At 64.2% G+C, this 19,000-nt stretch carries 20 protein-coding genes and 1 tRNA gene; 9 read left to right on the plus strand and 12 right to left on the minus strand.

From position 1 onward, the window contains the following. Positions 1-54: 54 nt before the first annotated feature. The 6 genes from ACFB49_RS08840 to ACFB49_RS08865 are packed head-to-tail and all read right to left on the minus strand — an operon-like array spanning position 55 to position 5,856. Positions 55-1,050 carry a YeiH family protein gene (locus tag ACFB49_RS08840; protein ID WP_380878581.1) on the minus strand — a complete coding sequence of 332 codons (996 nt, stop codon included), beginning with the start codon at positions 1,048-1,050 and terminating at the stop codon, positions 55-57. Beyond that, the gene (locus ACFB49_RS08845; RefSeq protein ID WP_380878583.1) at positions 1,047-2,339 is read right to left on the minus strand and encodes an MFS transporter; all 1,293 of its coding nucleotides are present in this window, start codon (positions 2,337-2,339) and stop codon (positions 1,047-1,049) included. Before ACFB49_RS08845 ends, ACFB49_RS08840 begins: the two co-directional genes overlap by 4 nt. 10 nt (positions 2,340-2,349) lie before the next feature. Further along, positions 2,350-2,922, minus strand: coding sequence for an RBBP9/YdeN family alpha/beta hydrolase (locus ACFB49_RS08850; protein ID WP_380878585.1), 573 nt, complete (start codon positions 2,920-2,922; stop codon positions 2,350-2,352). Positions 2,923-2,929: 7 nt separating this feature from the next. Then, positions 2,930-3,994, minus strand: coding sequence for a 3-keto-5-aminohexanoate cleavage protein (locus tag ACFB49_RS08855; protein WP_380878587.1), 1,065 nt, complete (start codon positions 3,992-3,994; stop codon positions 2,930-2,932). Positions 3,995-4,015: 21 nt separating this feature from the next. Continuing rightward, positions 4,016-4,864: a TauD/TfdA dioxygenase family protein gene (locus ACFB49_RS08860; protein ID WP_380878589.1), complete on the minus strand. Its 849-nt coding sequence runs from the start codon at positions 4,862-4,864 to the stop codon at positions 4,016-4,018. A gap of 14 nt (positions 4,865-4,878) precedes the next feature. Continuing rightward, positions 4,879-5,856: a quinone oxidoreductase family protein gene (locus tag ACFB49_RS08865; protein WP_380878591.1), complete on the minus strand. Its 978-nt coding sequence runs from the start codon at positions 5,854-5,856 to the stop codon at positions 4,879-4,881. Between the two features lie 122 nt (positions 5,857-5,978). Here ACFB49_RS08865 and ACFB49_RS08870 point away from each other — a divergent pair, with 122 nt between their 5' ends. Then, on the plus strand, positions 5,979-7,001 hold the full coding sequence (locus tag ACFB49_RS08870) for an AraC family transcriptional regulator (RefSeq protein WP_380878593.1): 1,023 nt from the start codon (positions 5,979-5,981) through the stop codon (positions 6,999-7,001). A gap of 272 nt (positions 7,002-7,273) precedes the next feature. Here ACFB49_RS08870 and ACFB49_RS08875 read toward each other — a convergent pair. Both ACFB49_RS08875 and ACFB49_RS08880 read right to left on the minus strand, forming a co-directional pair. Beyond that, positions 7,274-7,349, minus strand: a tRNA-Ala gene (locus ACFB49_RS08875). Positions 7,350-7,443: 94 nt separating this feature from the next. After that, on the minus strand, positions 7,444-7,761 hold the full coding sequence (locus ACFB49_RS08880) for a TIGR02300 family protein (RefSeq protein ID WP_380878595.1): 318 nt from the start codon (positions 7,759-7,761) through the stop codon (positions 7,444-7,446). Between the two features lie 112 nt (positions 7,762-7,873). On the opposite strand from ACFB49_RS08880, the gene aroA reads away from it, so the two are divergent. The 4 genes from aroA to rpsA all read left to right on the plus strand — a co-directional run bounded on the left by aroA (position 7,874) and on the right by rpsA (position 12,742). Beyond that, positions 7,874-9,238 (plus strand): 3-phosphoshikimate 1-carboxyvinyltransferase, encoded by a 1,365-nt coding sequence (gene aroA, locus ACFB49_RS08885; RefSeq protein WP_380878597.1) that lies wholly within the window; start codon positions 7,874-7,876, stop codon positions 9,236-9,238. 14 nt (positions 9,239-9,252) lie between these two features. Further along, complete coding sequence (locus ACFB49_RS08890) at positions 9,253-10,230, plus strand: proline iminopeptidase-family hydrolase (protein WP_380878599.1); 978 nt, start codon at positions 9,253-9,255, stop codon at positions 10,228-10,230. Continuing rightward, complete coding sequence (locus ACFB49_RS08895; protein ID WP_380878601.1) at positions 10,227-10,868, plus strand: (d)CMP kinase; 642 nt, start codon at positions 10,227-10,229, stop codon at positions 10,866-10,868. The genes ACFB49_RS08890 and ACFB49_RS08895 overlap by 4 nt, the downstream gene beginning before the upstream one ends. 173 nt (positions 10,869-11,041) lie before the next feature. Further along, the gene (gene rpsA / locus ACFB49_RS08900) at positions 11,042-12,742 is read left to right on the plus strand and encodes a 30S ribosomal protein S1 (protein WP_380878603.1); all 1,701 of its coding nucleotides are present in this window, start codon (positions 11,042-11,044) and stop codon (positions 12,740-12,742) included. An 80-nt stretch (positions 12,743-12,822) separates the two neighbouring features. On the opposite strand, the gene ACFB49_RS08905 is transcribed toward rpsA, so the two are convergent. Continuing rightward, positions 12,823-13,188: a c-type cytochrome gene (locus ACFB49_RS08905; protein ID WP_380878605.1), complete on the minus strand. Its 366-nt coding sequence runs from the start codon at positions 13,186-13,188 to the stop codon at positions 12,823-12,825. A 247-nt stretch (positions 13,189-13,435) separates the two neighbouring features. On the opposite strand from ACFB49_RS08905, the gene ACFB49_RS08910 reads away from it, so the two are divergent. After that, on the plus strand, positions 13,436-13,714 hold the full coding sequence (locus ACFB49_RS08910; protein WP_380878607.1) for an integration host factor subunit beta: 279 nt from the start codon (positions 13,436-13,438) through the stop codon (positions 13,712-13,714). 396 nt (positions 13,715-14,110) lie between these two features. On the opposite strand, the gene ACFB49_RS08915 is transcribed toward ACFB49_RS08910, so the two are convergent. From ACFB49_RS08915 to ACFB49_RS08925, 3 genes are read right to left on the minus strand one after another with little or no spacing between them, the layout of a single operon-like run. Next, positions 14,111-14,533 (minus strand): hypothetical protein, encoded by a 423-nt coding sequence (locus ACFB49_RS08915; RefSeq protein ID WP_380878608.1) that lies wholly within the window; start codon positions 14,531-14,533, stop codon positions 14,111-14,113. After that, positions 14,530-15,441 carry a sterol desaturase family protein gene (locus ACFB49_RS08920; protein ID WP_380878610.1) on the minus strand — a complete coding sequence of 304 codons (912 nt, stop codon included), beginning with the start codon at positions 15,439-15,441 and terminating at the stop codon, positions 14,530-14,532. The genes ACFB49_RS08915 and ACFB49_RS08920 overlap by 4 nt, the downstream gene beginning before the upstream one ends. A gap of 20 nt (positions 15,442-15,461) precedes the next feature. Next, positions 15,462-16,151 (minus strand): TetR/AcrR family transcriptional regulator, encoded by a 690-nt coding sequence (locus ACFB49_RS08925; RefSeq protein ID WP_380878612.1) that lies wholly within the window; start codon positions 16,149-16,151, stop codon positions 15,462-15,464. Between the two features lie 326 nt (positions 16,152-16,477). Here ACFB49_RS08925 and opgC (ACFB49_RS08930) point away from each other — a divergent pair, with 326 nt between their 5' ends. The 3 genes from opgC (ACFB49_RS08930) (at position 16,478) to opgC (ACFB49_RS08940) (ending at position 18,974) form a co-directional block, all read left to right on the plus strand. Further along, positions 16,478-16,813 (plus strand): OpgC domain-containing protein, encoded by a 336-nt coding sequence (gene opgC, locus ACFB49_RS08930; RefSeq protein ID WP_380878614.1) that lies wholly within the window; start codon positions 16,478-16,480, stop codon positions 16,811-16,813. 21 nt (positions 16,814-16,834) lie between these two features. After that, positions 16,835-17,869 carry an IS110 family transposase gene (locus ACFB49_RS08935; protein WP_380878616.1) on the plus strand — a complete coding sequence of 345 codons (1,035 nt, stop codon included), beginning with the start codon at positions 16,835-16,837 and terminating at the stop codon, positions 17,867-17,869. A gap of 259 nt (positions 17,870-18,128) precedes the next feature. Continuing rightward, positions 18,129-18,974 (plus strand): OpgC domain-containing protein, encoded by an 846-nt coding sequence (gene opgC, locus ACFB49_RS08940; RefSeq protein WP_380878618.1) that lies wholly within the window; start codon positions 18,129-18,131, stop codon positions 18,972-18,974. Positions 18,975-19,000: the final 26 nt, after the last annotated feature.

Below are 19,000 nucleotides of genomic sequence, written 5' to 3' on the forward strand. Positions count from 1 at the left end.
CGAGGCTGGGCATCCCGATTTTCACTTTTGGCGACATGAATTTCACAATTGATGTCACACAAAGCCGAATTTGATTGCCGCCAGCACCAGCGCGGCAAGAAAAACGGTTTCGAGGACCATCAGCACGACCGGCTTCAGACCGACCTTCACGATCTCGCCCAGCCTGGTCTTCATGCCGATCGCGGCGATCGCGGTGACGAGGCAGGCTCTGGAAATGGTGTTGCCAGCATCGAGCAGCGCGGACGGCAGCGGCAACAGGCTGTTCATCATTACCAGCGCGATGAACCCGACCACGAACCAGGGCAGCAGCGGCGGGCGCACCGCGTCCGGCGCCGATTGGCTGCGGGTGATTTGCCCGGCGACGAGGATGACGGGCAGCAGCATCGCGACGCGCAGCAGTTTGACGATCGTCGCGGTGTCGCCGCTTTCGGGCGAGATCGCGTAGCCGGCGCCAACGACCTGCGCGACGTCGTGGATCGTCGCCCCGATGAAGATGCCGGCCTGATGGTGATCGAGCCCCGTGATGCTCGCGACGATGGGGTAGCCGATCATCGCAAGCGTCGACAGCACCGAGACGCCGATCACCGTGAACAGCGTCGCCTGTTCCTTCTTCGGGTGCGCCGGCAACGCCGCCGAAAGCGCCAGCGCCGCCGAAGCCCCGCAGATCGCGGTGGCCCCGCCCGACAGGAAACCGAACAAGGGGCTGAAACCCATGAAGCGGGCGGCCAGGACGGATACCGCGATGGTGATGCTGACAAGCGCGACCGATAATATGACCGGTGCCCAGCCGAGCGCCGTCACCTGATCCCAACCGATCCGCAGGCCCAGCAGCGCTACGCCAAAGCGCAGGAGCGCCTTTGACGCGAACTCGATGCCCGGCCGGCTGCGCTCCGCTTCCGTAAGAAAGTTGAGCGCCATGCCGAGCAGCAGCGCATAGAGCATGACTGGCGCATCATAATGTTCGGACAGGAAGCAGGCCGCAGCCGCAACCACGAACGCCATCAGGATTCCGGGAAAGAGCGTGCGTCCCCGCGCGAGCAGTGAATTCACGATTGGACGCCGGCCTGGTCGATGCGGGCGAGATCCGAAAGATAACTTTTCCGCGCCATGGCGAAGACGATCGCCGCCGCAACGCTGGCGATCGGGATCAGGCGAAAGGCTTCCAACAAGCCAAAGCTGTCGGCCAGGCGGCCCGTGACGATCGGCCCGGGCGCGAGCCCCAGGATGTTGTTGGCGAGCGTCAACGTGGCGAAAGCGGTGCCATGGATGGCGAGCGGAGTGAGGTTAGCCACCATCGCGCCGGCCGGCCCGGTCGTCCCCGCGATCAGGAACAGTGCGACGCCGAGCAGCACGAGTTGCAGTCCGCCCGGTGCGCATTGCATCGCCAGAGAAAGCGCCAAGGCCGAACCGAGGCAATAGACGATGGCGAGCGCGATCTTGCGGTCCGGCCGTTGCCGGGCGAAGTGGTCGCTGGCCATGCCGCACAGCACCATGCCCGCGCCGCAGATAAGGAACAACAAGGCGGAGGTGCGACCGGCCTCGTCGACCGCCATGCCATGATAGCGGCCGAGGAAGGTGGGCATCCACGCCGGCAGCGCACCGGCCCCGAACAGTTGGAGGCCGCTGCCGATATAAGCCAGCGTCACCGATCGGCATGCGAACAGGCTTTTCAGGCTGGGTCGCGGGGCGACGTCAGTGGACGAGGCCACCTCTCCAGCCAGCACCCTATTGCGGCGTTCGTTGACGATGAGCGGAAAGAGGATGGCAAGCACCAAGCCGGCCAGGCCGATGGCAACGAACGCCGAACGCCAGCCATGGCTGGCCGCGATCTCGCCGCCCAGTGCGACGCCCAGCACCTGCCCGAACAGGCCGCCCGCCATGAAGGCGGCCGATAGCGTCGATCGCATGCGTTGCGGGAAGACACTGATGACGAGCGCGATTCCGACGCTGCCATAAGCGGCCTCGCCGAGGCCCACCATCACGCGGCCGGCGAGCATCTGCCCATAATTCTGGGCCGCCGCACACAGCAGAGTGGCGAGGCTCCAGAGTACCGCCATCAGCGTGAGACTTTTGACGCGACCCCAGCGATCGGCGAGCAGCGAGAGCGGGAAGGTCAACAGGCCGACCATCACGGCCACGACACCCGACAGCAGGCCGAGTTGCGCGTCACTCAGCGTCCATTCCGTCTTGATCAGCGGAAATACCGAATTCAGTACCTGCCGGGCCATATAGTCCGAAATCAGCAGGCCGAAGCTCAGCGCGAACACCGCCCAGCCATAAGCGGTGGGACGCGCAGGCCCCTGCGCAACATCCGAGCCTGTCGCTGCGATGACGGCCATCGACCGATCCTCAGCCTATGCCGCGGCAGAGATCATCGATCAGCGCCGCGCCCTGCGGCCAAGGCCCATAGCCCGCCGCCGGATTGAGGTGCCCGACCTCACCCGCATCATGCAAGCGCGCGCCCCAAGCCTGCGCCAGCGCCGCCGTCCGATCGAACGGCGCCAGCGGATCGTTGCGGCTCGCAACCACCACCGCCGGGAAGGGCAGCGGCGAACGGGCGATCGGCAGCCAGCCATTGGCATCCAGATCGGCCAGTTGCGGATAGCCTTCGGGCAGCGGATTTTCGACATCGGCCGGGGTGACGAGCAGGGCCGCGCGGATCGCGCGGGTCGGCGTCTCTGCCCAATGCGCGACCATCAGGCAGCCGGCGCTGTGCGCGACCAGCACGACATCCCCCGCGATCGCGTTGATCGCTGCGTCGAGCGCTTCCACCCGCGCGGCCCGGCTGAGGCCATCGACGCGCAGCGGCTCCACCGTCGCCGATCCGGGGAAGGCGCGGGCCATATGCGTCTGCCAATGATCCTCCACATGATCGCGGAGGCCCGGCACGAACAGCAAAGTGGCGTCGGCGGTGTCGCTCATGGCGGGGTCAGTTCGCGTAGCGGATCGGGATCGCGCGCTGCTTCGGCTCGCGATTGGGCGCCATGCCGAGCTTCGCCAGCGTCTCGTCCACGCTGTTATACTGGACGCCGATCTTGTAGATTTCGCGCGCCTCCTTGGCGGTCGCGATCTCGCGGCCAAGCTCCTTCGCGACGCGCGTCAACTGCTCGATCTGCTGGACCGAGGTCATCTTGTCGCCATGCTGATCGTAAAGCGTGTCCTCGATGCCGCAGCGGACATGCTGGCCGAGACACATCGCCATCACGTTGACCGGCAGCACGTTGCGCATCACCGATTCCAGCGTCACCGTCGACCCGTCAGGCGCGCGGCGGATGAACTCCATGAAGTTCGCCGGATTCGGCCCGTCGAAACCACCGCCGATGCCGACCCAGGTCAGGTTGAGCGGGCCCATATAATGGCCGCGGCGGACGAGCCGCTCCACCGTTTCCATGTCGGGCATGCAGGTGAGCTGGAAATGCGGCTGGATGCCCGCAGCGGTCAGCCGGCGGAGATGCTCTTCCACCCAATGCGGGCCGGCCGGCACCACCATCTCGCGATAAGCGTGGTAGAGTGCCGGATTGGCGAGCGAGGTGTCGCCATATTCCTCCTCCGCCATCAGATCCATGATGTTCATCTGCGTCGTGTTGACCGCGATCGTCACCTGATCGGGGGCAGGCTTCAGATCGGCGAGCATGTGGCGCACCTCGTCCGACAGCCATTTGGCCTGGGCGCCGTCCTCCTCGTTTTCGGGCGAGAAGGAGATCGAGCCGCCAACCTGGAGGATCATGTCGGGCACGGCTTCGCGCAGGCCCGCGAGCAGTTCGTTGAACTTGGACAGCCGCTTCGATCCGTGGCCATCCTCCTCACGGACGTGGATGTGCAGCACGGTCGCGCCGGCATTGTAGCAATCCACCGCCTTCTGGACATGCGCGTCCATCGAGATCGGAATATCCTCCGGAAAATCCTCCGGCGCCCATTCCGGGCCATAAGGCGCAACGGTGATGACCAGCTTTTCCTGGGTTTCAGGAAGCAGGGAATCGTCGAGGAACTGCATGTCGATACTCCTGTCGGAAAGTCAGTACGGCCGGTCGCCGATGATGCCCGCGCGCTCCATGCGGCGGACGGTGGGGGCGTAATCCATGACGGCGTAATGCTGGGTCGAACGGTTGTCCCAGATGGCCACGCTGTTCGGCTGCCAGCGCCAGCGCACCTGATATTCGGGGATCGCCGCGCGCCCGATCAGATATTGCAGCAGGTTGGCGCCGCCCGGTGCGAAGTCCTGTCCGTAGCGGACGTTTTCGAACGTGTGAAAATTGGTGAAGTGGGTCGTGAAGCCGTTGACGTAGAGGATCTTCTCGCCGGTTTCGGGATGCGTGCGAACAACGGGATGCTCGGCATCGGGGAACTGCGTCTTGAGCGCGTGCCGCTTTTCCTCGGGCATGCGCGCGCCGAAGGTCGCCTCGATGCTGTGGCGCGCCTTCAGGGGCGCGATCGTCTGCTTCACATAGTCCGGCAGGTCGGCATAGGCCTTCGCCATATTGGCCCACATCGTGTCGCCACCCACCGGCGGGCAGGTGATGCAGCGCAGCACCGCGCCCATCGGCGGCACTTCCCGCCAGGTCGCATCGCAATGCCAGGCATTCTCGTAATAATCGGGCGGCGAATTCTCGTCCTTGTAGATGCGGACGAGGCCGGGATGATCGGGATCGCTGCCCGCCACCGGATGATCCTCCAGCGGCCCGAAGCGTTCGGCGAAGGCGACATGATCGGCGCGGGCAAAATCCTGATCGCGCAGGAAGAGGACGCGATGCTCCAGCAAGGCCGCCCGCAGCGCGCCGAACAGATCGTCATTGCGCGCTGCCTCGGCCAGGTTCACGCCATGAACCTCGGCGCCGATATGGGTGGTCAGCTTCTCGACGCGCATGGCCTCCTCCCCGCTCAGACGATGAACACGGACGAGCCGGTGGTCCTGCCCGCCTCGAGATCGCGATGCGCCTGGACGGCATCTTCCAACGCGTAACGCTGGTTGATCTCGATGCGGATGCGGCCGCTCGCGACATGATCGAACAAAGCCGTCGATAGCTCTGCGCGCTCCGCCGGATCGGCGATGAAATCGGCGAGTGCGGGCCGCGTGAAATAGACCGAACCCTGGATCGCCATCTGCAGCGCGTCGATCGGCGGGAACGGGCCGGACGCGGTGCCACAGCCAACGAGCATGCCCCTGCGCTTCAGGCACTTGAGCGAAGCTTCGTAGGTATCCTTGCCGATGCTGTCGAAGACGGTGCCGACGCCGACGCCGTCGGTCAGTTCCTTGACGCGGACGACCAGATCCTCGTTGCGATACAGGATCACCTCGTCGCAGCCATGGGCGCGGGCGAGTTCCGCCTTGGCTTCGGTCGAAACCGTGCCGATCACGCGCAGGCCGAGCAGCTTCGCCCACTGCACCGCGATCAACCCGACGCCGCCGGCGGCCGCGTGGAGCAGGATGGTGTCGCCGGCCTTCAGCCAGGGATTGGTCTTGAGCAGCCAGTAAGCGGCGGAAAGCCCGCGCATGGTCGATGCCGCCGCTGTTTCGAAGGCGATGCCATCGGGCAGCTTGAACAACGAGCCCACCGGCATCACCCGTTCGGTGGAGTAGGCGCCAAGCGGGCTGCCCGTGTAGGTGACGCGATCGCCCACCGCGAAGCCGGTGACGCCCTCGCCCACCGCCTCGATCGTGCCGGCCGCTTCCACACCCATGCCATTGGGCAGCGGCGCCGGATAATAGCCCAGTCGAAAATAGGTGTCGGCGAAGTTGAGGCCCACGGCTGCATGGCGAATGCGCACCTCGCCCGGACCGGGATTGCCGACGGCAACCTCCTCCAGCTTCAGAACGTCCGGGCCACCGGTTTCGTAAAAGCGGACCGCCTTTGCCATTTACGCATCACCCTCATTCGATAATTTGAATGAGGCATAGGCAGCAGCCCGCTTGCCTTTTTCACATTTGATGACATTCTTTTGCCATTCGACGCCAAGGGGGCGGCTTTCGGAGAGGCGGAATGACGGAGCTTATGCGCGTCGCCGCGCTGACCGGCTATTTTTCAACGATGCGGGAATTCCGTGTCGATCCGCGCCCTATCCTGAAGGATATCGGGCTGTCCCCCGATTTGCTGACCAATCCCGAGCAACTGATCTCGGCCCGCGCCGCCATCCGCCTTCTCGAAAAAAGCGCGGCCGCGACGGGCTGCCTCACCCTCGGCCTGCGTATGGCGGAGGGCCGATCGCTCGCCGATCTCGGCACAACGAGCCTGTTGATCGTCCATCAGCCGACGCTGCGCCTCTCGCTGGAGGCGCTCGCGGAATTCCGCAACCGGGTCAATTCGACGCTGGTGCTGCATTTCGAGCAGATCGGTGAAGAGGTGATCCTGCGCGAGGATTTCTCGCTGAGCACTCCGGAACCATCGCGCCAGGCATCGAACCTGGCGATGGGAGTCATTGCGCGGCTATGCGCAACCGTTCTCGGCGACCAATGGGAACCGCAAGCGGCCTGTTTCGCCCATGAGGCTCCACCCTCGAACGAGATGGCGATCTTCCGCCGCCTGTTCCGCTGCCCGCCGCAGTTCAATTCGCCTTTCAACGGCATCGTGCTCGACGCACGCGATCTCGACCGGCCCAACCCCAAGGCTGATGCCGCGCTCGCGCTCCACGCCCGCCGCCTGATCGAATCCGTCGTCAGCCCCGCGCGCCGCAGCCCTGCCCAGGAGGTCGAGCAGATCGTCATGCTCCTCCTCCCCTCCGGCCGCGCCAATATCCAGACCTGCGCGGATTCGATGGGCCTCACCATCCGGACGCTGCAACGCCTGCTCGACGGCGAAAGCACCAGCTTCAGCCAACTCCTCAACCGCGCCCGCATGCAACTCGCCGCGCAATATCTGGCCAATCCCAAGGTACGCGTGACCGATGTCGCCGACATGCTCGGCTACAGCTCGATCGGCGCCTTCACCCGCTGGCATGTCCAGACCTTCGGAATGTCGCCCCGCGAGTCCCGGCGCGGCGGCGGCACGGTCAACATCGCGCACTGAGCACCGCCGGCCAGGCGCGACGATCTGGTCACCGGATCGCTGCAACCATGACGGGCCGCTTATTACGGAGATGAAGTAGTGACGGAGCTGCTGCCTTGCCGCAGACATTCGGATGGAATGATCAGCCGACCGGAAGGGTCCGCACAATCGACTCCTTTTCATTATCACCAGACCGCGTCGCGCATCCCGGCGCGATACCAATCTCAAGGAAACTGGCCGCTATCCGGCCAATGCCGCGCATAAAAAAAGCCCGGAAATCCGGGCTTTTTAAATGGTGGAGCCGAGGGGGATCGAACCCCTGACCTCTGCAATGCCATTGCAGCGCTCTCCCAGCTGAGCTACGGCCCCATCTCATTTTCCGCCGGTTGGGACCGGCGGGGAGCGCGCCCTTTAGATCGGGTCGCGCCCCCCTGCAAGATGATTATCGCAACAATCCGAAAATTTAGTTTTCGTCGTCGTCGCCGCCCGTGGCGACACCGATATCGTCGTCGCCGCCCAGGTCGACATCGTCGTCCGGGCTCGGCTCGGCATCTTCGTCGATGTCCAGATCGTCCTCAGACAGATCGGCATCGACCTTGTCCTCGTCGACCACTTTCTTGGGCGCATCGAACGGCAGCGGCTGCTTCGACTTCAGGATGGGATCGGGCTCCCACGCCGTACCGCATTCGATGCAGGTGACAGGATCTTCCTTGCCAAGATCATAGAAGCGGGTGCCACATTTCGGGCAGGACCGCTTGGTGCCCCATTCAGGTTTCACCACGGCTGTGAGACTCCAAAGAAAGAATTGGAAAAGCACCCCCGAACCAGCGGACCGAGAGCGAAACGCCGGGCGCCTTGCCATAGCGGGGGGCCGCTGTCAAAAGCCGCGTCCGATGAACGCCCACTCCCCCGCATCCCCCGCCACCTCGATCGCCTTTTCGGCTGACGGCCCGCTCAACGGCACCGTACGTGTGCCGGGCGACAAATCCATCTCGCACCGATCGCTGATGTTGTCCGCGCTCGCGGTCGGTGAAAGCGTGGTGGAGGGCCTGCTGGAGGGCGAGGATGTATTGGCCACCGCCGCCGCGATGCGGGCGATGGGCGCCGATATCGCCCGCAGCGACGATGGCCGCTGGCGCATTCACGGCGTCGGCGTGGGTGGCCTGCTGCAACCGCAGGCGGCCCTCGACATGGGCAATTCCGGCACCTCGACACGGCTGTTGATGGGTCTGGTGGCGAGCCACGCCATCACCGCCACCTTCATCGGCGATGCGTCGCTGTCCAAAAGGCCGATGGGCCGCGTCACCGATCCGCTCGGCCTGATGGGCGCCGAATTCAACGCCAGTCCTGGCGGGCGCCTGCCTTTGATGGTGCGGGGGATCTGCCCGGCGGTGCCAATCGAATATCGCCTGCCGGTCGCCTCCGCGCAGGTGAAGTCGGCGATCCTGCTCGCCGGCCTCAACACGCCGGGCATCACCCGCGTCATCGAGCCCGTACCGACGCGCGACCATAGCGAGCGCATGCTGCGCGGCTTCGGCGCCGAACTCAGCGTCGAGGAAGATGCAGACGGTGCGCGGATCATTTCGATCCGCGGCGAGGCCGAACTGAAGCCCCAGGCGATCGTCGTGCCGGGCGATCCATCTTCGGCTGGTTTCCCCGTGGTTGCCGCATTGCTGGTGCCGGGGTCGTCGGTGACGGTGGAGAATGTCGGCCTCAATCCCACCCGCGCCGGGCTTTATGAAGTGCTGCGCGCGATGGGCGCGGACATCAGCTTTGCCAATGAACGCATCGTCGGCGGCGAGCCGGTGGCCGATCTCGTCGTACGCCATTCCACGCTGACCGGGATCGAGGTTTCGTCGGAGATCGTGCCGAGCATGGTCGATGAATTTCCCATCCTCTTCGTCGCCGCGGCAATGGCGCAGGGTCGGACCGTGATGCGCGGGCTGGAGGAACTGCGCGTTAAGGAATCGGATCGGATCGCCGTGATGGCCGAAGGGCTGCGCGCAATCGGCGCACGCGTCGAGGAATTGGAGGACGGCCTGATCGTCGACGGCAGCGATGGCGAAAAGCTGGCGGGCGGCGCGACCGTAAAGGCGCATCTCGATCATCGCATCGCCATGAGCTTCGCAATTGCCGGTCTGATGTCGCGGCAACCCGTGGTGATCGACGATATGGCGCCGGTCGCCACCAGTTTCCCCGGCTTCGCCGAGATGTTAACCAGCCTCGGCGCCCACCGCCGCGTCGTGGCGATCGATTGAACCGGGATATGATGATGGACCGCAGGACCACGCTGGCCGCTGCCGGCGCTGCGATGCTGGCACCCGCCTCGGCGCTTGCCGACACCGATGCCGCCGCTTTCGTCCGCCCCGATCGGGAAATGATGGTGCCGGTGCCCGGCGGCCGCGCCTATGTGCGGATCAATGGCGATCTCAACGCCAAGTTGCCGCCGATCGTGATGATCCATGGTGGCCCCGGTGGCTCGCACGGTGCCTTCCTGCCGGCACTGCCGCTGGCGAAGGATCGCGCGGTGATCCTCTACGACCAGCTCGATTGCGGGCTTTCCGACAAGCCGGGCGATCCGGCCAATTGGGTCGTCCCGCGATTCGTCGCAGAGTTGGAGGCGATCCGCACCGCGCTGGGCGTCGATCGCTGGCATGTGCTGGGGCACAGCTGGGGTGGCACGGTCGCGCTCGAATATGCTGCCCGCCAGCCGAAGGAACTGGCGAGCCTCGTCCTCCAGGGGCCATTGATCTCCACCCGCGCCTGGATGGAAGATGCGGCCACGCTGCGCGCGATGCTGCCGGCCAAGGTGCAGGCAACGCTCGATGCGTGCGAAGGCCCCTACCCGCCTGCCCGGCCGACATGCGATGCGGCCGTCGACGCCTTTTATGCGCGGTTCTGGCGGCTCAAGCCGCTGCCTGCCTGGGCGCAGGCCTATGAGCAACGCCACGGGCTCAAGCTCGCCGCCAACATCTATAACGCGATGTGGGGGCCGAACGAGTTCCGCGCGACCGGCACGTTGGCCGATTATGATGGCGAACCGTTGCTGAAGCGGATCACCGCCCCGACCCTGTTTCTGATCGGCGATTCGGACGAGGTGACCGCCGAAACCGCCCGCCGCCTGATGGCCGAGACGCCGGGCGCGACCCTGAAGATCATCGCCGACGCCGCCCACCGCACCCAATCGGATCAGCCCAAGGCCTATCTGGCCGCACTTCGCGACTGGCTGGCAGGGGGTGACCCGAAATGATCATCGCCGTCGACGGCCCCGCCGCATCGGGCAAGGGCACCATCGCCCGCGCGCTTGCCGCTCATTATGGGCTGCCCTGCCTCGACACCGGCCTCCTTTATCGCGCCGTCGGCGTGCAGGTGCTGCGCGCGGGTGGCGACCCGGAAAATGAGGCGGACGCGCTGGCCGCCTGCGATTTTCCAGGCACGCTGCTCGCCGACCGGGAACTCCGCACCGAGATGGCGGGTGCCGCCGCCTCCAGGGTTTCGGCGATCCCCGCCGTGCGCGAGGCACTGGTCGCGCGCCAACGCGCCTTTGCTGCGCAGCCGGGCGGTGCGGTGCTCGACGGGCGCGATATCGGCACGGTGATCGTGCCGCATGCCAGTGCCAAGCTCTATGTCCAGGCGTCCCCCGCGGTGCGGGCGCGTCGCCGCCATGACGAACTGGCGCGCGCCGGTCACGAGGTCGACGTCGGCCAGATCGAAGCTGACATCCGCGCTCGCGATCTGCGGGACAGCACGCGGGCGACCGCACCGCTCAAGCCGGCCGACGATGCCGCCTTGCTGGATACCAGCGATTTGGATATAGACGCCGCCGTCGATCGGGCGATTTCGCTCGTGGAAGCCCAGCTCGGGATCGGCCGCAAGGCCAGCTCGTAACCGGCGCGCAGAGGAACCGGCGGATGACACCGGAGGCTCCTTGCGCGCTTTTGGCTTTTCGCGGGTGTCGCCTGAAAGATGCCGTCCGGGCATGGGGCCCGTGCGGCGGTTCGGCCAAAAGACCTCTGGATCCAACCAGATGGCCGGAAACCGTTAGTAGGAAACTCTAGACCATGGCAACTGCCGCCAATCCGACCCGCGATGATTTCGCGGCTCTCCTCAATGAAACTCTCGGCGATGAACAGGGCTTCGAAGGCCGCGTCGTCAAGGGCACCGTCACCGCCATCGAAAACGACATGGCCGTCATCGACGTCGGCCTGAAGTCGGAAGGTCGTGTCGCGCTGCGCGAATTCGCGCCGGCGCCGGGCCAGAAGGCCGAACTCAAGGTCGGTGACGAAGTCGAAGTCTATGTCGACCGCGTCGAAAATTCGCACGGCGAAGCGATGCTGTCGCGCGACCGCGCCCGCCGCGAAGCCGCGTGGGACAAGCTCGAAGCCGAATTCGGCCAGTCGACCCGCGTCGATGGCGTCATCTTCGGCCGCGTCAAGGGCGGCTTCACCGTCGACCTCAACGGCGCCGTGGCGTTCCTGCCGGGCAGCCAGGTCGATATCCGTCCCGTGCGCGACGTCACCCCGCTCATGGACATCCCGCAGCCGTTCCAGATCCTCAAGATGGATCGCCGCCGCGGCAACATCGTCGTGTCGCGCCGCGCCGTTCTGGAAGAGACCCGCGCCGAACAGCGCACCGGCCTGATCCAGTCGCTGGCCGAGGGCCAGGTGATCGAAGGCGTCGTCAAGAACATCACCGATTATGGTGCGTTCGTTGATCTCGGCGGCATCGACGGCCTGCTGCACGTCACCGACCTCAGCTACAAGCGCGTCGGCCACCCGAGCGAGATGATCAACATCGGCGATACCGTCCGTGTCCAGATCATCCGCATCAACCGCGAAACCCAGCGCATCTCGCTCGGCATGAAGCAGCTCGAGAGCGATCCGTGGGAAGGCGCGGCCGCCAAGTATCCGATCGGTGGCAAGTTCACCGGCCGCGTGACCAACATCACCGAATATGGTGCGTTCGTTGAGCTTGAGCCGGGCATCGAAGGCCTGGTCCACGTCTCCGAAATGAGCTGGACCAAGAAGAACGTCCATCCGGGCAAGATCGTCTCGACCTCGCAGGAAGTCGACGTGGTCATCCTCGAGGTCGACGCCGACAAGCGCCGCATCTCGCTGGGCCTGAAGCAGGCGATCAGCAACCCGTGGGAAGCCTTCGCCGAGAGGCACCCGGTTGGCTCGACCGTCGAGGGCGAAGTCAAGAACGCGACCGAATTCGGCCTGTTCATCGGCCTCGACGGCGACGTCGACGGCATGGTCCACATGTCGGACATCGCCTGGGGCGTTTCGGGCGAGGAAGCCCTGGCTCTCCACCACAAGGGCGAAACCGTGTCGGCCGTCGTGCTCGACATCGATCCGGAGAAGGAGCGCATCTCGCTCGGCATGAAGCAGCTTGAGCGTGGTGGCGTCGTTGCCGCCAGCGGCGACAAGCTGGCCAAGAACTCGATCGTCACCATCACCGTCCTTTCGGTCGGCGATGCGGGCCTCGACGTCCAGGCGGGCGACGATGGCGCGGTCGGCTTCATCAAGCGTGGCGATCTCGGCCGCGACCGCGACGAGCAGCGTCCGGAGCGTTTCCAGGTCGGTCAGAAGTTCGACGCGATGGTCACCGGCTTCGATCGTTCGAAGAAGCCGACCTTCTCGGTCAAGGCGATGCAGATCGCCGACGAGAAGCAGGCGGTTGCGCAGTATGGCTCGTCCGACTCGGGCGCGTCGCTGGGCGACATCCTCGGCGCGGCGCTGAACAAGGCGCGCGGCGAGTAACGCTCAAGCCTTCGGGCTACGCAAAAGAAGGGCGCGGACCTTGCGGTTCGCGCCCTTTTTCTTTGGGTTTCGGCCGAAATCTATTTCAGCGACATCAGATAATCGGCGAGCGCGGCGGCGACCTTGGGGTCTTTCTGTCCGGCATAAGCCATCTTGTTGCCCGGTGCGATCTTCTGGGGTTCGGCGAGAAACGCGATCAGCGCGGCCCGCGTCCACGGCTTCGTCACCTTCTTCATCGCCGGCGAATAGGCATAGCCGGGCAGCGTCGCCGGCTGGCGCCCACCCACGCCCCACAGATTGGGCCCCATCGCCGAAGGCACGCCCGCCTGGACCTTGTGGCACACGCTGCAAGTGGCGAAAGACGGCGGTTTCGGCAGGGGGTCGGCCATCGCCGGCTGGGCCGCCAGCGCCAGCCCCGCGACCAGGAAGAGTTTCCGAACGATCATCCATTCCACTCCGATTCAGTGACGCTAGAGATGGCTATGGCAGCGCTTGAGACAGCGCAACTCACCCGTCGCTTTCCCGTTCGTTTTGTTGCATATTGATGGAGGCCGGCACGCCGGATCGTGTCGGCCCGTCTGTGGGGTGACGATCGTTTCCGAGGATTGGGACCGTGGGGGTCCTGTTCCTGGCAACGGCTAAAGTCTGTAACCCTGGAGGCGCCGAGCGGTCCGTCACAATGGGGGAAGGCCAATGATCAGATCGGAACTCGTGCAAATGCTGGCCCGGGACAATCCGGGCCTCTCGATGAATGAGGTCGAACGCATCGTCGGTGTGTTCTTCGAAGAGATTTCGGAACGGTTGAAGGAAGACGGCCGGGTCGAGCTGCGCGGCTTCGGCGCATTTTCGACTCGGGCGCGTATTGCCCGTACCGGCCGCAACCCCCGCACCGGCGAATCGGTGAAGGTTGCCGCCAAGCGCGTTCCCTATTTCAAACCTGGCAAGGAGATGCGCGCGCGCCTGAATGTTTGAGGCGTATGCGATTTCCGGCTTGACCGCGCCCGCGGCTTGCGGCCTTTGGCAGTAAGCCGCGGACGTGGCGAAATCGGTAGACGCAGCAGACTTAAATGATTTGGGTGCCCGCGGGGAAACCCGCGGTGCAGAACCGCTCAAATTCGGGGAAAGCTAAAGCCGGCAAACGCCGGTCAGGCCAATCCCGAGCCAAGCCCGCCCCGCCCTGTGGCGTGGGCAGGAAGGTGTAGAGACTGGACGGGTGGCGCCTTCGGCCCTTGGGCCATGGCGAAGGGACAGTCCGGACCACGAACGGCCCCTCCTCGCGGAAGGGCCGGCGGCGAAAGCCGAAGTGGTGCGAAAATCTGCTTTTCTTTGAAAGTGCGGGTTCGAGTCCCGCCGTCCGCACCAGCCTTCTCAGTTCCAGGCCCACCACAATAGGGCCAGGATCGTCGCCCCGAAGAGGAGGTTGACGATCGGCAGCCCCCCCAAACCGGGATGATCGGCGTTCCGCGCCATCCCCCGCGCGGCGATGGCCGGCGTCCACAACAGCCACAGCTCGGCCGTCACCACAGTGATAAGCGCCGCGATTCCCGCCCAATAGCCATAGTTCGCCGTGACGATAGCCTGAGCCGCGGTCGGCGCGATCGGCACCATGCCCGCCAGCATCAGGCCCACCGTCATCGGCACCGTCAGGATCAACGGCAACAGCAAGGCGGGATGTGCGATCAGCTTCAGTCGGCGCACGCGCTGTGCACCCGGCACTGAAAGCCTGAGCGTCGCCAGCAGGGCAAGTGCTGCGACCAATGCCGCAAGCGTCCACACGTCGAACGGCTTCATCGCGCCGCCTCCAACCCCTCGGCAACGGGCATGTCCTTCGCGGCCTTGTCCATCTCGAACGTCTCGCCCGGCTTGCCGAACAGCACGCCCAGCTTCTGCCGCCCGTCGGGTGCCCCGCGGAAATCACGGGAGAGATGGCGAAATTCGTGGAGCAGGATCTTCACCGGATTGTTCGAATCCACCTGTCGGGTGATGCCGTAGACCGGCGGCGTATGCTCCTCCAAGCGCTGATAGGTGCCGAACACGTGATCCCAGATGTTCAGCAACCCGCCATAGTTGCGATCGATATAGAGCGGGTTGCTCGCGTGGTGGACCGCATGGTTGCTGGGGCTGACGAACAGCCATTCGAACCAGGGATGGAAGCGGCCGAGCCGTTCGGTGTGGCATAGCGACTGGAAGGCGGGAGTCGTCATCGCGAAGACGACCAGCACCAGCGGCTCGAAGCCGAGCAGCGCAAGCGGCGCCCAGGTGAGGAAGCGATACACCGTCGAAAACGGCGTGTGCCGCAGATTGACCGTGAAATCATAGGTCTGGGCCGAATGATGGATCGAATGATCGGCCCAGAGCAGCCGCACCTCATGGCCCGCGCGGTGGAACCAATATTGGGCGAATTCGCCGACGATGAAGTAGATCGGCAGCGTCCACAGCGTGACCGGCACCCGCAGCGGCGTCAGCGCATAGAATTGATAGAGGCCCGCGATCAGCAGAGCATTCAGGAATATGCCCTCCGCCAGCGGCCCCAAGGGAAAGAGGATGAAGTTCGCCCAGCCTTCGCCGCTGACCGCCCGCTTGCCCTCGCGCCGCCGCAGATAGGCTTCCGCGACCAGCCAGAAGAGCAGGAAGATGCCCGCCCCGGTGCCATAGATGGTGACGTATTTCGCCACCTGCATCGCCATCTCTTCCTGCATCACTCCATCCGTCCGCTTGATTATGTTCGTTGGTGATTGGTGAGCGCTGCAATCGCATCGAGCAGGCGCGCCACCTGATAATCGAAGAAGCTGTCGAAATGGCCGTCGCCACCGACCATGGCGAGCAAAGCGGTGACGGGCGCGTGCAGCGCCGGCTCCATGCGCGCTACCTGATCGGGCGTGATCACCTGCGGCGCGGCGCGATTGCTGATCTCGTTGTGGATCGCGCCCATGATGTCGCCCCAGACCCACAGGGTCGCGCGGGCGAGATCCTCCCCGTCCAGGCCCGTGCGGCGCAGCGCGTCGACCAGCGGCAGCGACTTGTTGAACCAGGCGATCGAGGCGCCGCCGCCTTCCCAGATCAGCAGGTGGATAAGCTGCGGATAGCGCAGAAAGAAGGCACGGGTGGCATGGCACCAGCCGGCGATCGCGTCGAGCGGCGGCATGGCGGCATCCATCTCCACCACCAGCTCGCGCAGCATATGCTCGGTCAGCGCCTGGTGCAGATCATGGCTGCTGCCGAAATAGGTGTAGAGCGCCATCGGGCTGGCGCCCAGTTCGCGCGCCAACGCATTGAGCGAAAAAGGCGCGGCCGGCTGGCGCGCGATCATCTCCGCCGCAACCGTGAGCACGGCGTCGCGCGAAAGGCGCGGGCGTCGGCCCCGGCGGACCTCCCCTTTGCCTTTCCGGGTCGCGACATCTGTCGTCACCATCCCCTCCACCGATCGAATCACAATTATCTAATGGCATATATTATATGCCATACAAGAATGAATTTCGATCGGGCGCAGGCGATCCATCGTTCGAGCGCGGCAGCCACCAACCAAGGCGTCAGCGATTCAGCCAAGCCAATTCGCCGAAGGCAAACGCAAGATGGCGGCGAGGAATCCCAGATCGCCACGGTGCAAACGCGACGACCGCCGCCGCGCACTCTCCCAGCGACAGATACGATCTCATGGCGAGATTGGTTAACGGCTTGCAATATCCTCTCTTATCATATGTTAGTTTTCCGGGGACAATTTGGGGGGGAAGCCGGATGCGCTTACATCTGGTTGACGGAATCCGTGGGCATTTACTCATCGGAATGCTGATAGCTCATCTCAGCTTCAGCGAAGGGATGAACTATCTCCGATACATGCATCATCACTTCTTCATCAGCATGTATGATGCGGAATTTTTTATCCCGATTTCGGGGTTCATCATCGGTTATCTTTACGCGACGCGGATCAAGACGGTCGGAGGATTCTACGCCTTCCTCAATGGTCGCCTCGGTACTATTTACAAATATTACCTGATCAGTGCGATCCCTTTCCTGTTGCTGATGGGGTGGACGCCCCCCGACGGCATCGATGTGTCAAAGTGGAGGTGTTGAACACCACTGAGGGAGGCGTCCGTGTCGCAGGTTGCCACAATTGGTCTGGATATCGCCAAGAACGTATTTCATGCGCACGGCGCTGATGAGTGCGGTGCCATGGTGTTCAGTCGCAAACTGACGAGGGTCAAGCTGCTCGACTTCTTCGTCGGTCAGCCGGTCTGTGTTGTAGCGCTCGAAGCGTGCGGCGGCGCGCATCACTGGGCGCGCGAACTGCAGGCGATGGGACACGATGTGCGGCTAATCCCGCCGGCCTACGTGAAGCCGTTCGTGAAGCGGAACAAGAACGATGCGATCGATGCCGAGGCGATCTGTGAGGCAGCGCAGCGTCCAAACATGCGCTTCGTCGCGGTGAAGAGCGAGCAGCAGCAGGCTGCGGGGCTTGTGTTCCGCACGCGTGATCTGGTGGTGCGTCAGCGCACCCAGCTCATTAATGCGATCCGCGGCCACTTGGCCGAGTATGGCTGGGTGGCGCCACGCGGGACCGCGCATATGGCGATGCTGGCTGACCTTCTGGAGGATGAGGCGATGACCTCGAGCCTGCCGGAAGCGGCGCGGCCGATGTTCAAGCTCATGGTCGACCTGCTCGCGGAACTCGACAAGCAGATATCCGTGCTCGATCGTGAGATCGCGCGGCGTGCAAAGGAGGATGCAGCAGCCCGACGATTGATGACTATTCCTGGCATCGGACCCATTGCTGCGACGGCCATTATCGCGCTAGCGCCGCCGATCGAGGCCTTCCGCAAGAGTCGCGACTTCGCTGCCTGGCTCGGCCTCGCGCCCCGTCAGCACTCGACAGGCGGAAAGCAGCGATTGGGCAGCATTTCGAAAATGGGAGAGCGGACCATCAGGCGGCTGCTCATCATTGGCGGCAGCTCTATCGTGCGCCAGGCGTGTCGCTTCGGTGCGCCGACTGGCTCGTGGCTGGAGCGGATGCTGGCCCGCAAGCCGCGCATGCTCGTCACCGTCGCGCTCGCCAACAAGATGGCGCGCATGGCCTGGGCGCTGCTCACCAGGAACGAAGATTACAGAGCTCCGGCAGTGGTCACGGCGTAAGCCAGGACTGAGGCCAGAGGCGTCGGGGACGTAGGCGGTCGAAGGAGGGTATGGCACAACAGTCGGCGAGACGGGGCTGGAAGAACCAGGGAATGTCGGAGCGCTAACCAAGCGCGCGTTGCTGAAATGGATCCGGTCCGCGAACTCCCATACTGGCCCGCAGCTATGGCGCTGCTCATCGAGGCCGGACAGATGACAGCATCCGACTACGTGCCAACATGCCCCGATTTACTGCTTGCATCCAAAGGGGCGTCCACAGATGACATTCAGCAGCACCTCTTTGGCAGAAACGCTGCCGCTCATCGGAAGCGTCGCCGTAATGCGGGATGGCGGGGCCTATTCCGATATTCTGCCGATCTATTTCTACTGTTTCCTGCTGCTCTACGGCCTGTTCTGGATGGTGCCTCGCATTGGCCTCGGAACCGTGCTGGCAATCTCCGGGCTTATCTACGCAGCGAGCCAGGCGACCTATGCAGCCGGGATGTTCGGCTATGGCAACCGCTTCATCGTGTTTGACGTCCCGGCGTGGCAATTTCTGTTAATGGCCTTCCTGTATATCGGAACCCGATCGCAGGATGCGGCAGAGCTCATCAAACGCCTGCCGCAGGGCACGTTCTATGCCCTGATGGCAGTTGCCGCCGTGGTCGTCCTTGTCGGACGCCAGACCAGCTATTTCCCGACACCGTTTGAAGGGTTTGCGGAGTTGAACAGCAATTGGCCGCGAGTGCAGTTGCACCCCGTCTACCTCTTCAAGATTCTCGCCTTCATCTCGCTATTTTGCGCGATTCTGCTGCGTCCAGAAGGGCCACTGGCATGGCTCGATCGGGTCATGCGCTGGTACTTCTCGCTTCCCTTCCTGGTGAATGCGGGGAAATATTCGATCCAGATGTTCACACTTCACGTCTTCATGATGGCCGGCTTCCAGCAGGCTGCGCCCTCATTGTCTGCACCTGGCCGCTACGCGCTCGCCGCAAGCCTCGTTCTGCTGTTTATCGTGGTGCCCGGTGCATGGGTGACAGCAAAGCGCGACATGCGACTTCGCCAGTCACCGGCCCCTGCAGAATCCGCTGCGCCTTCGCGCCCCACCTCGCCGGGTGAAGTATAAGGCGGGGTGGCAGAGCGGCCCTATGG

Origin of the sequence: Sphingomonas sp. DBB INV C78 (genome assembly GCF_042693015.1) — a bacterium.
Taxonomy (GTDB): domain Bacteria; phylum Pseudomonadota; class Alphaproteobacteria; order Sphingomonadales; family Sphingomonadaceae; genus Sphingomonas_E.

Excerpts from the sequence above, each read along its gene's own strand:
- ACFB49_RS08845 (WP_380878583.1), bottom strand. The coding sequence starts at position 2,339 with ATGGCCGTCATCGCAGCGACAGGCTCGGATGTTGCGCAGGGGCCTGCG.
- ACFB49_RS08850 (WP_380878585.1), bottom strand. The coding sequence starts at position 2,922 with ATGAGCGACACCGCCGACGCCACTTTGCTGTTCGTGCCGGGCCTCCGC.
- ACFB49_RS08855 (WP_380878587.1), bottom strand. The coding sequence starts at position 3,994 with ATGCAGTTCCTCGACGATTCCCTGCTTCCTGAAACCCAGGAAAAGCTG.
- ACFB49_RS08860 (WP_380878589.1), bottom strand. The coding sequence starts at position 4,864 with ATGCGCGTCGAGAAGCTGACCACCCATATCGGCGCCGAGGTTCATGGC.
- ACFB49_RS08865 (WP_380878591.1), bottom strand. The coding sequence starts at position 5,856 with ATGGCAAAGGCGGTCCGCTTTTACGAAACCGGTGGCCCGGACGTTCTG.
- ACFB49_RS08870 (WP_380878593.1), top strand. The coding sequence starts at position 5,979 with ATGACGGAGCTTATGCGCGTCGCCGCGCTGACCGGCTATTTTTCAACG.
- aroA (WP_380878597.1), top strand. The coding sequence starts at position 7,874 with ATGAACGCCCACTCCCCCGCATCCCCCGCCACCTCGATCGCCTTTTCG.
- ACFB49_RS08890 (WP_380878599.1), top strand. The coding sequence starts at position 9,253 with ATGGACCGCAGGACCACGCTGGCCGCTGCCGGCGCTGCGATGCTGGCA.
- ACFB49_RS08895 (WP_380878601.1), top strand. The coding sequence starts at position 10,227 with ATGATCATCGCCGTCGACGGCCCCGCCGCATCGGGCAAGGGCACCATC.
- rpsA (WP_380878603.1), top strand. The coding sequence starts at position 11,042 with ATGGCAACTGCCGCCAATCCGACCCGCGATGATTTCGCGGCTCTCCTC.
- ACFB49_RS08905 (WP_380878605.1), bottom strand. The coding sequence starts at position 13,188 with ATGATCGTTCGGAAACTCTTCCTGGTCGCGGGGCTGGCGCTGGCGGCC.
- ACFB49_RS08910 (WP_380878607.1), top strand. The coding sequence starts at position 13,436 with ATGATCAGATCGGAACTCGTGCAAATGCTGGCCCGGGACAATCCGGGC.
- ACFB49_RS08915 (WP_380878608.1), bottom strand. The coding sequence starts at position 14,533 with ATGAAGCCGTTCGACGTGTGGACGCTTGCGGCATTGGTCGCAGCACTT.
- ACFB49_RS08920 (WP_380878610.1), bottom strand. The coding sequence starts at position 15,441 with ATGCAGGAAGAGATGGCGATGCAGGTGGCGAAATACGTCACCATCTAT.
- opgC (WP_380878614.1), top strand. The coding sequence starts at position 16,478 with ATGCGCTTACATCTGGTTGACGGAATCCGTGGGCATTTACTCATCGGA.
- opgC (WP_380878618.1), top strand. The coding sequence starts at position 18,129 with ATGACATTCAGCAGCACCTCTTTGGCAGAAACGCTGCCGCTCATCGGA.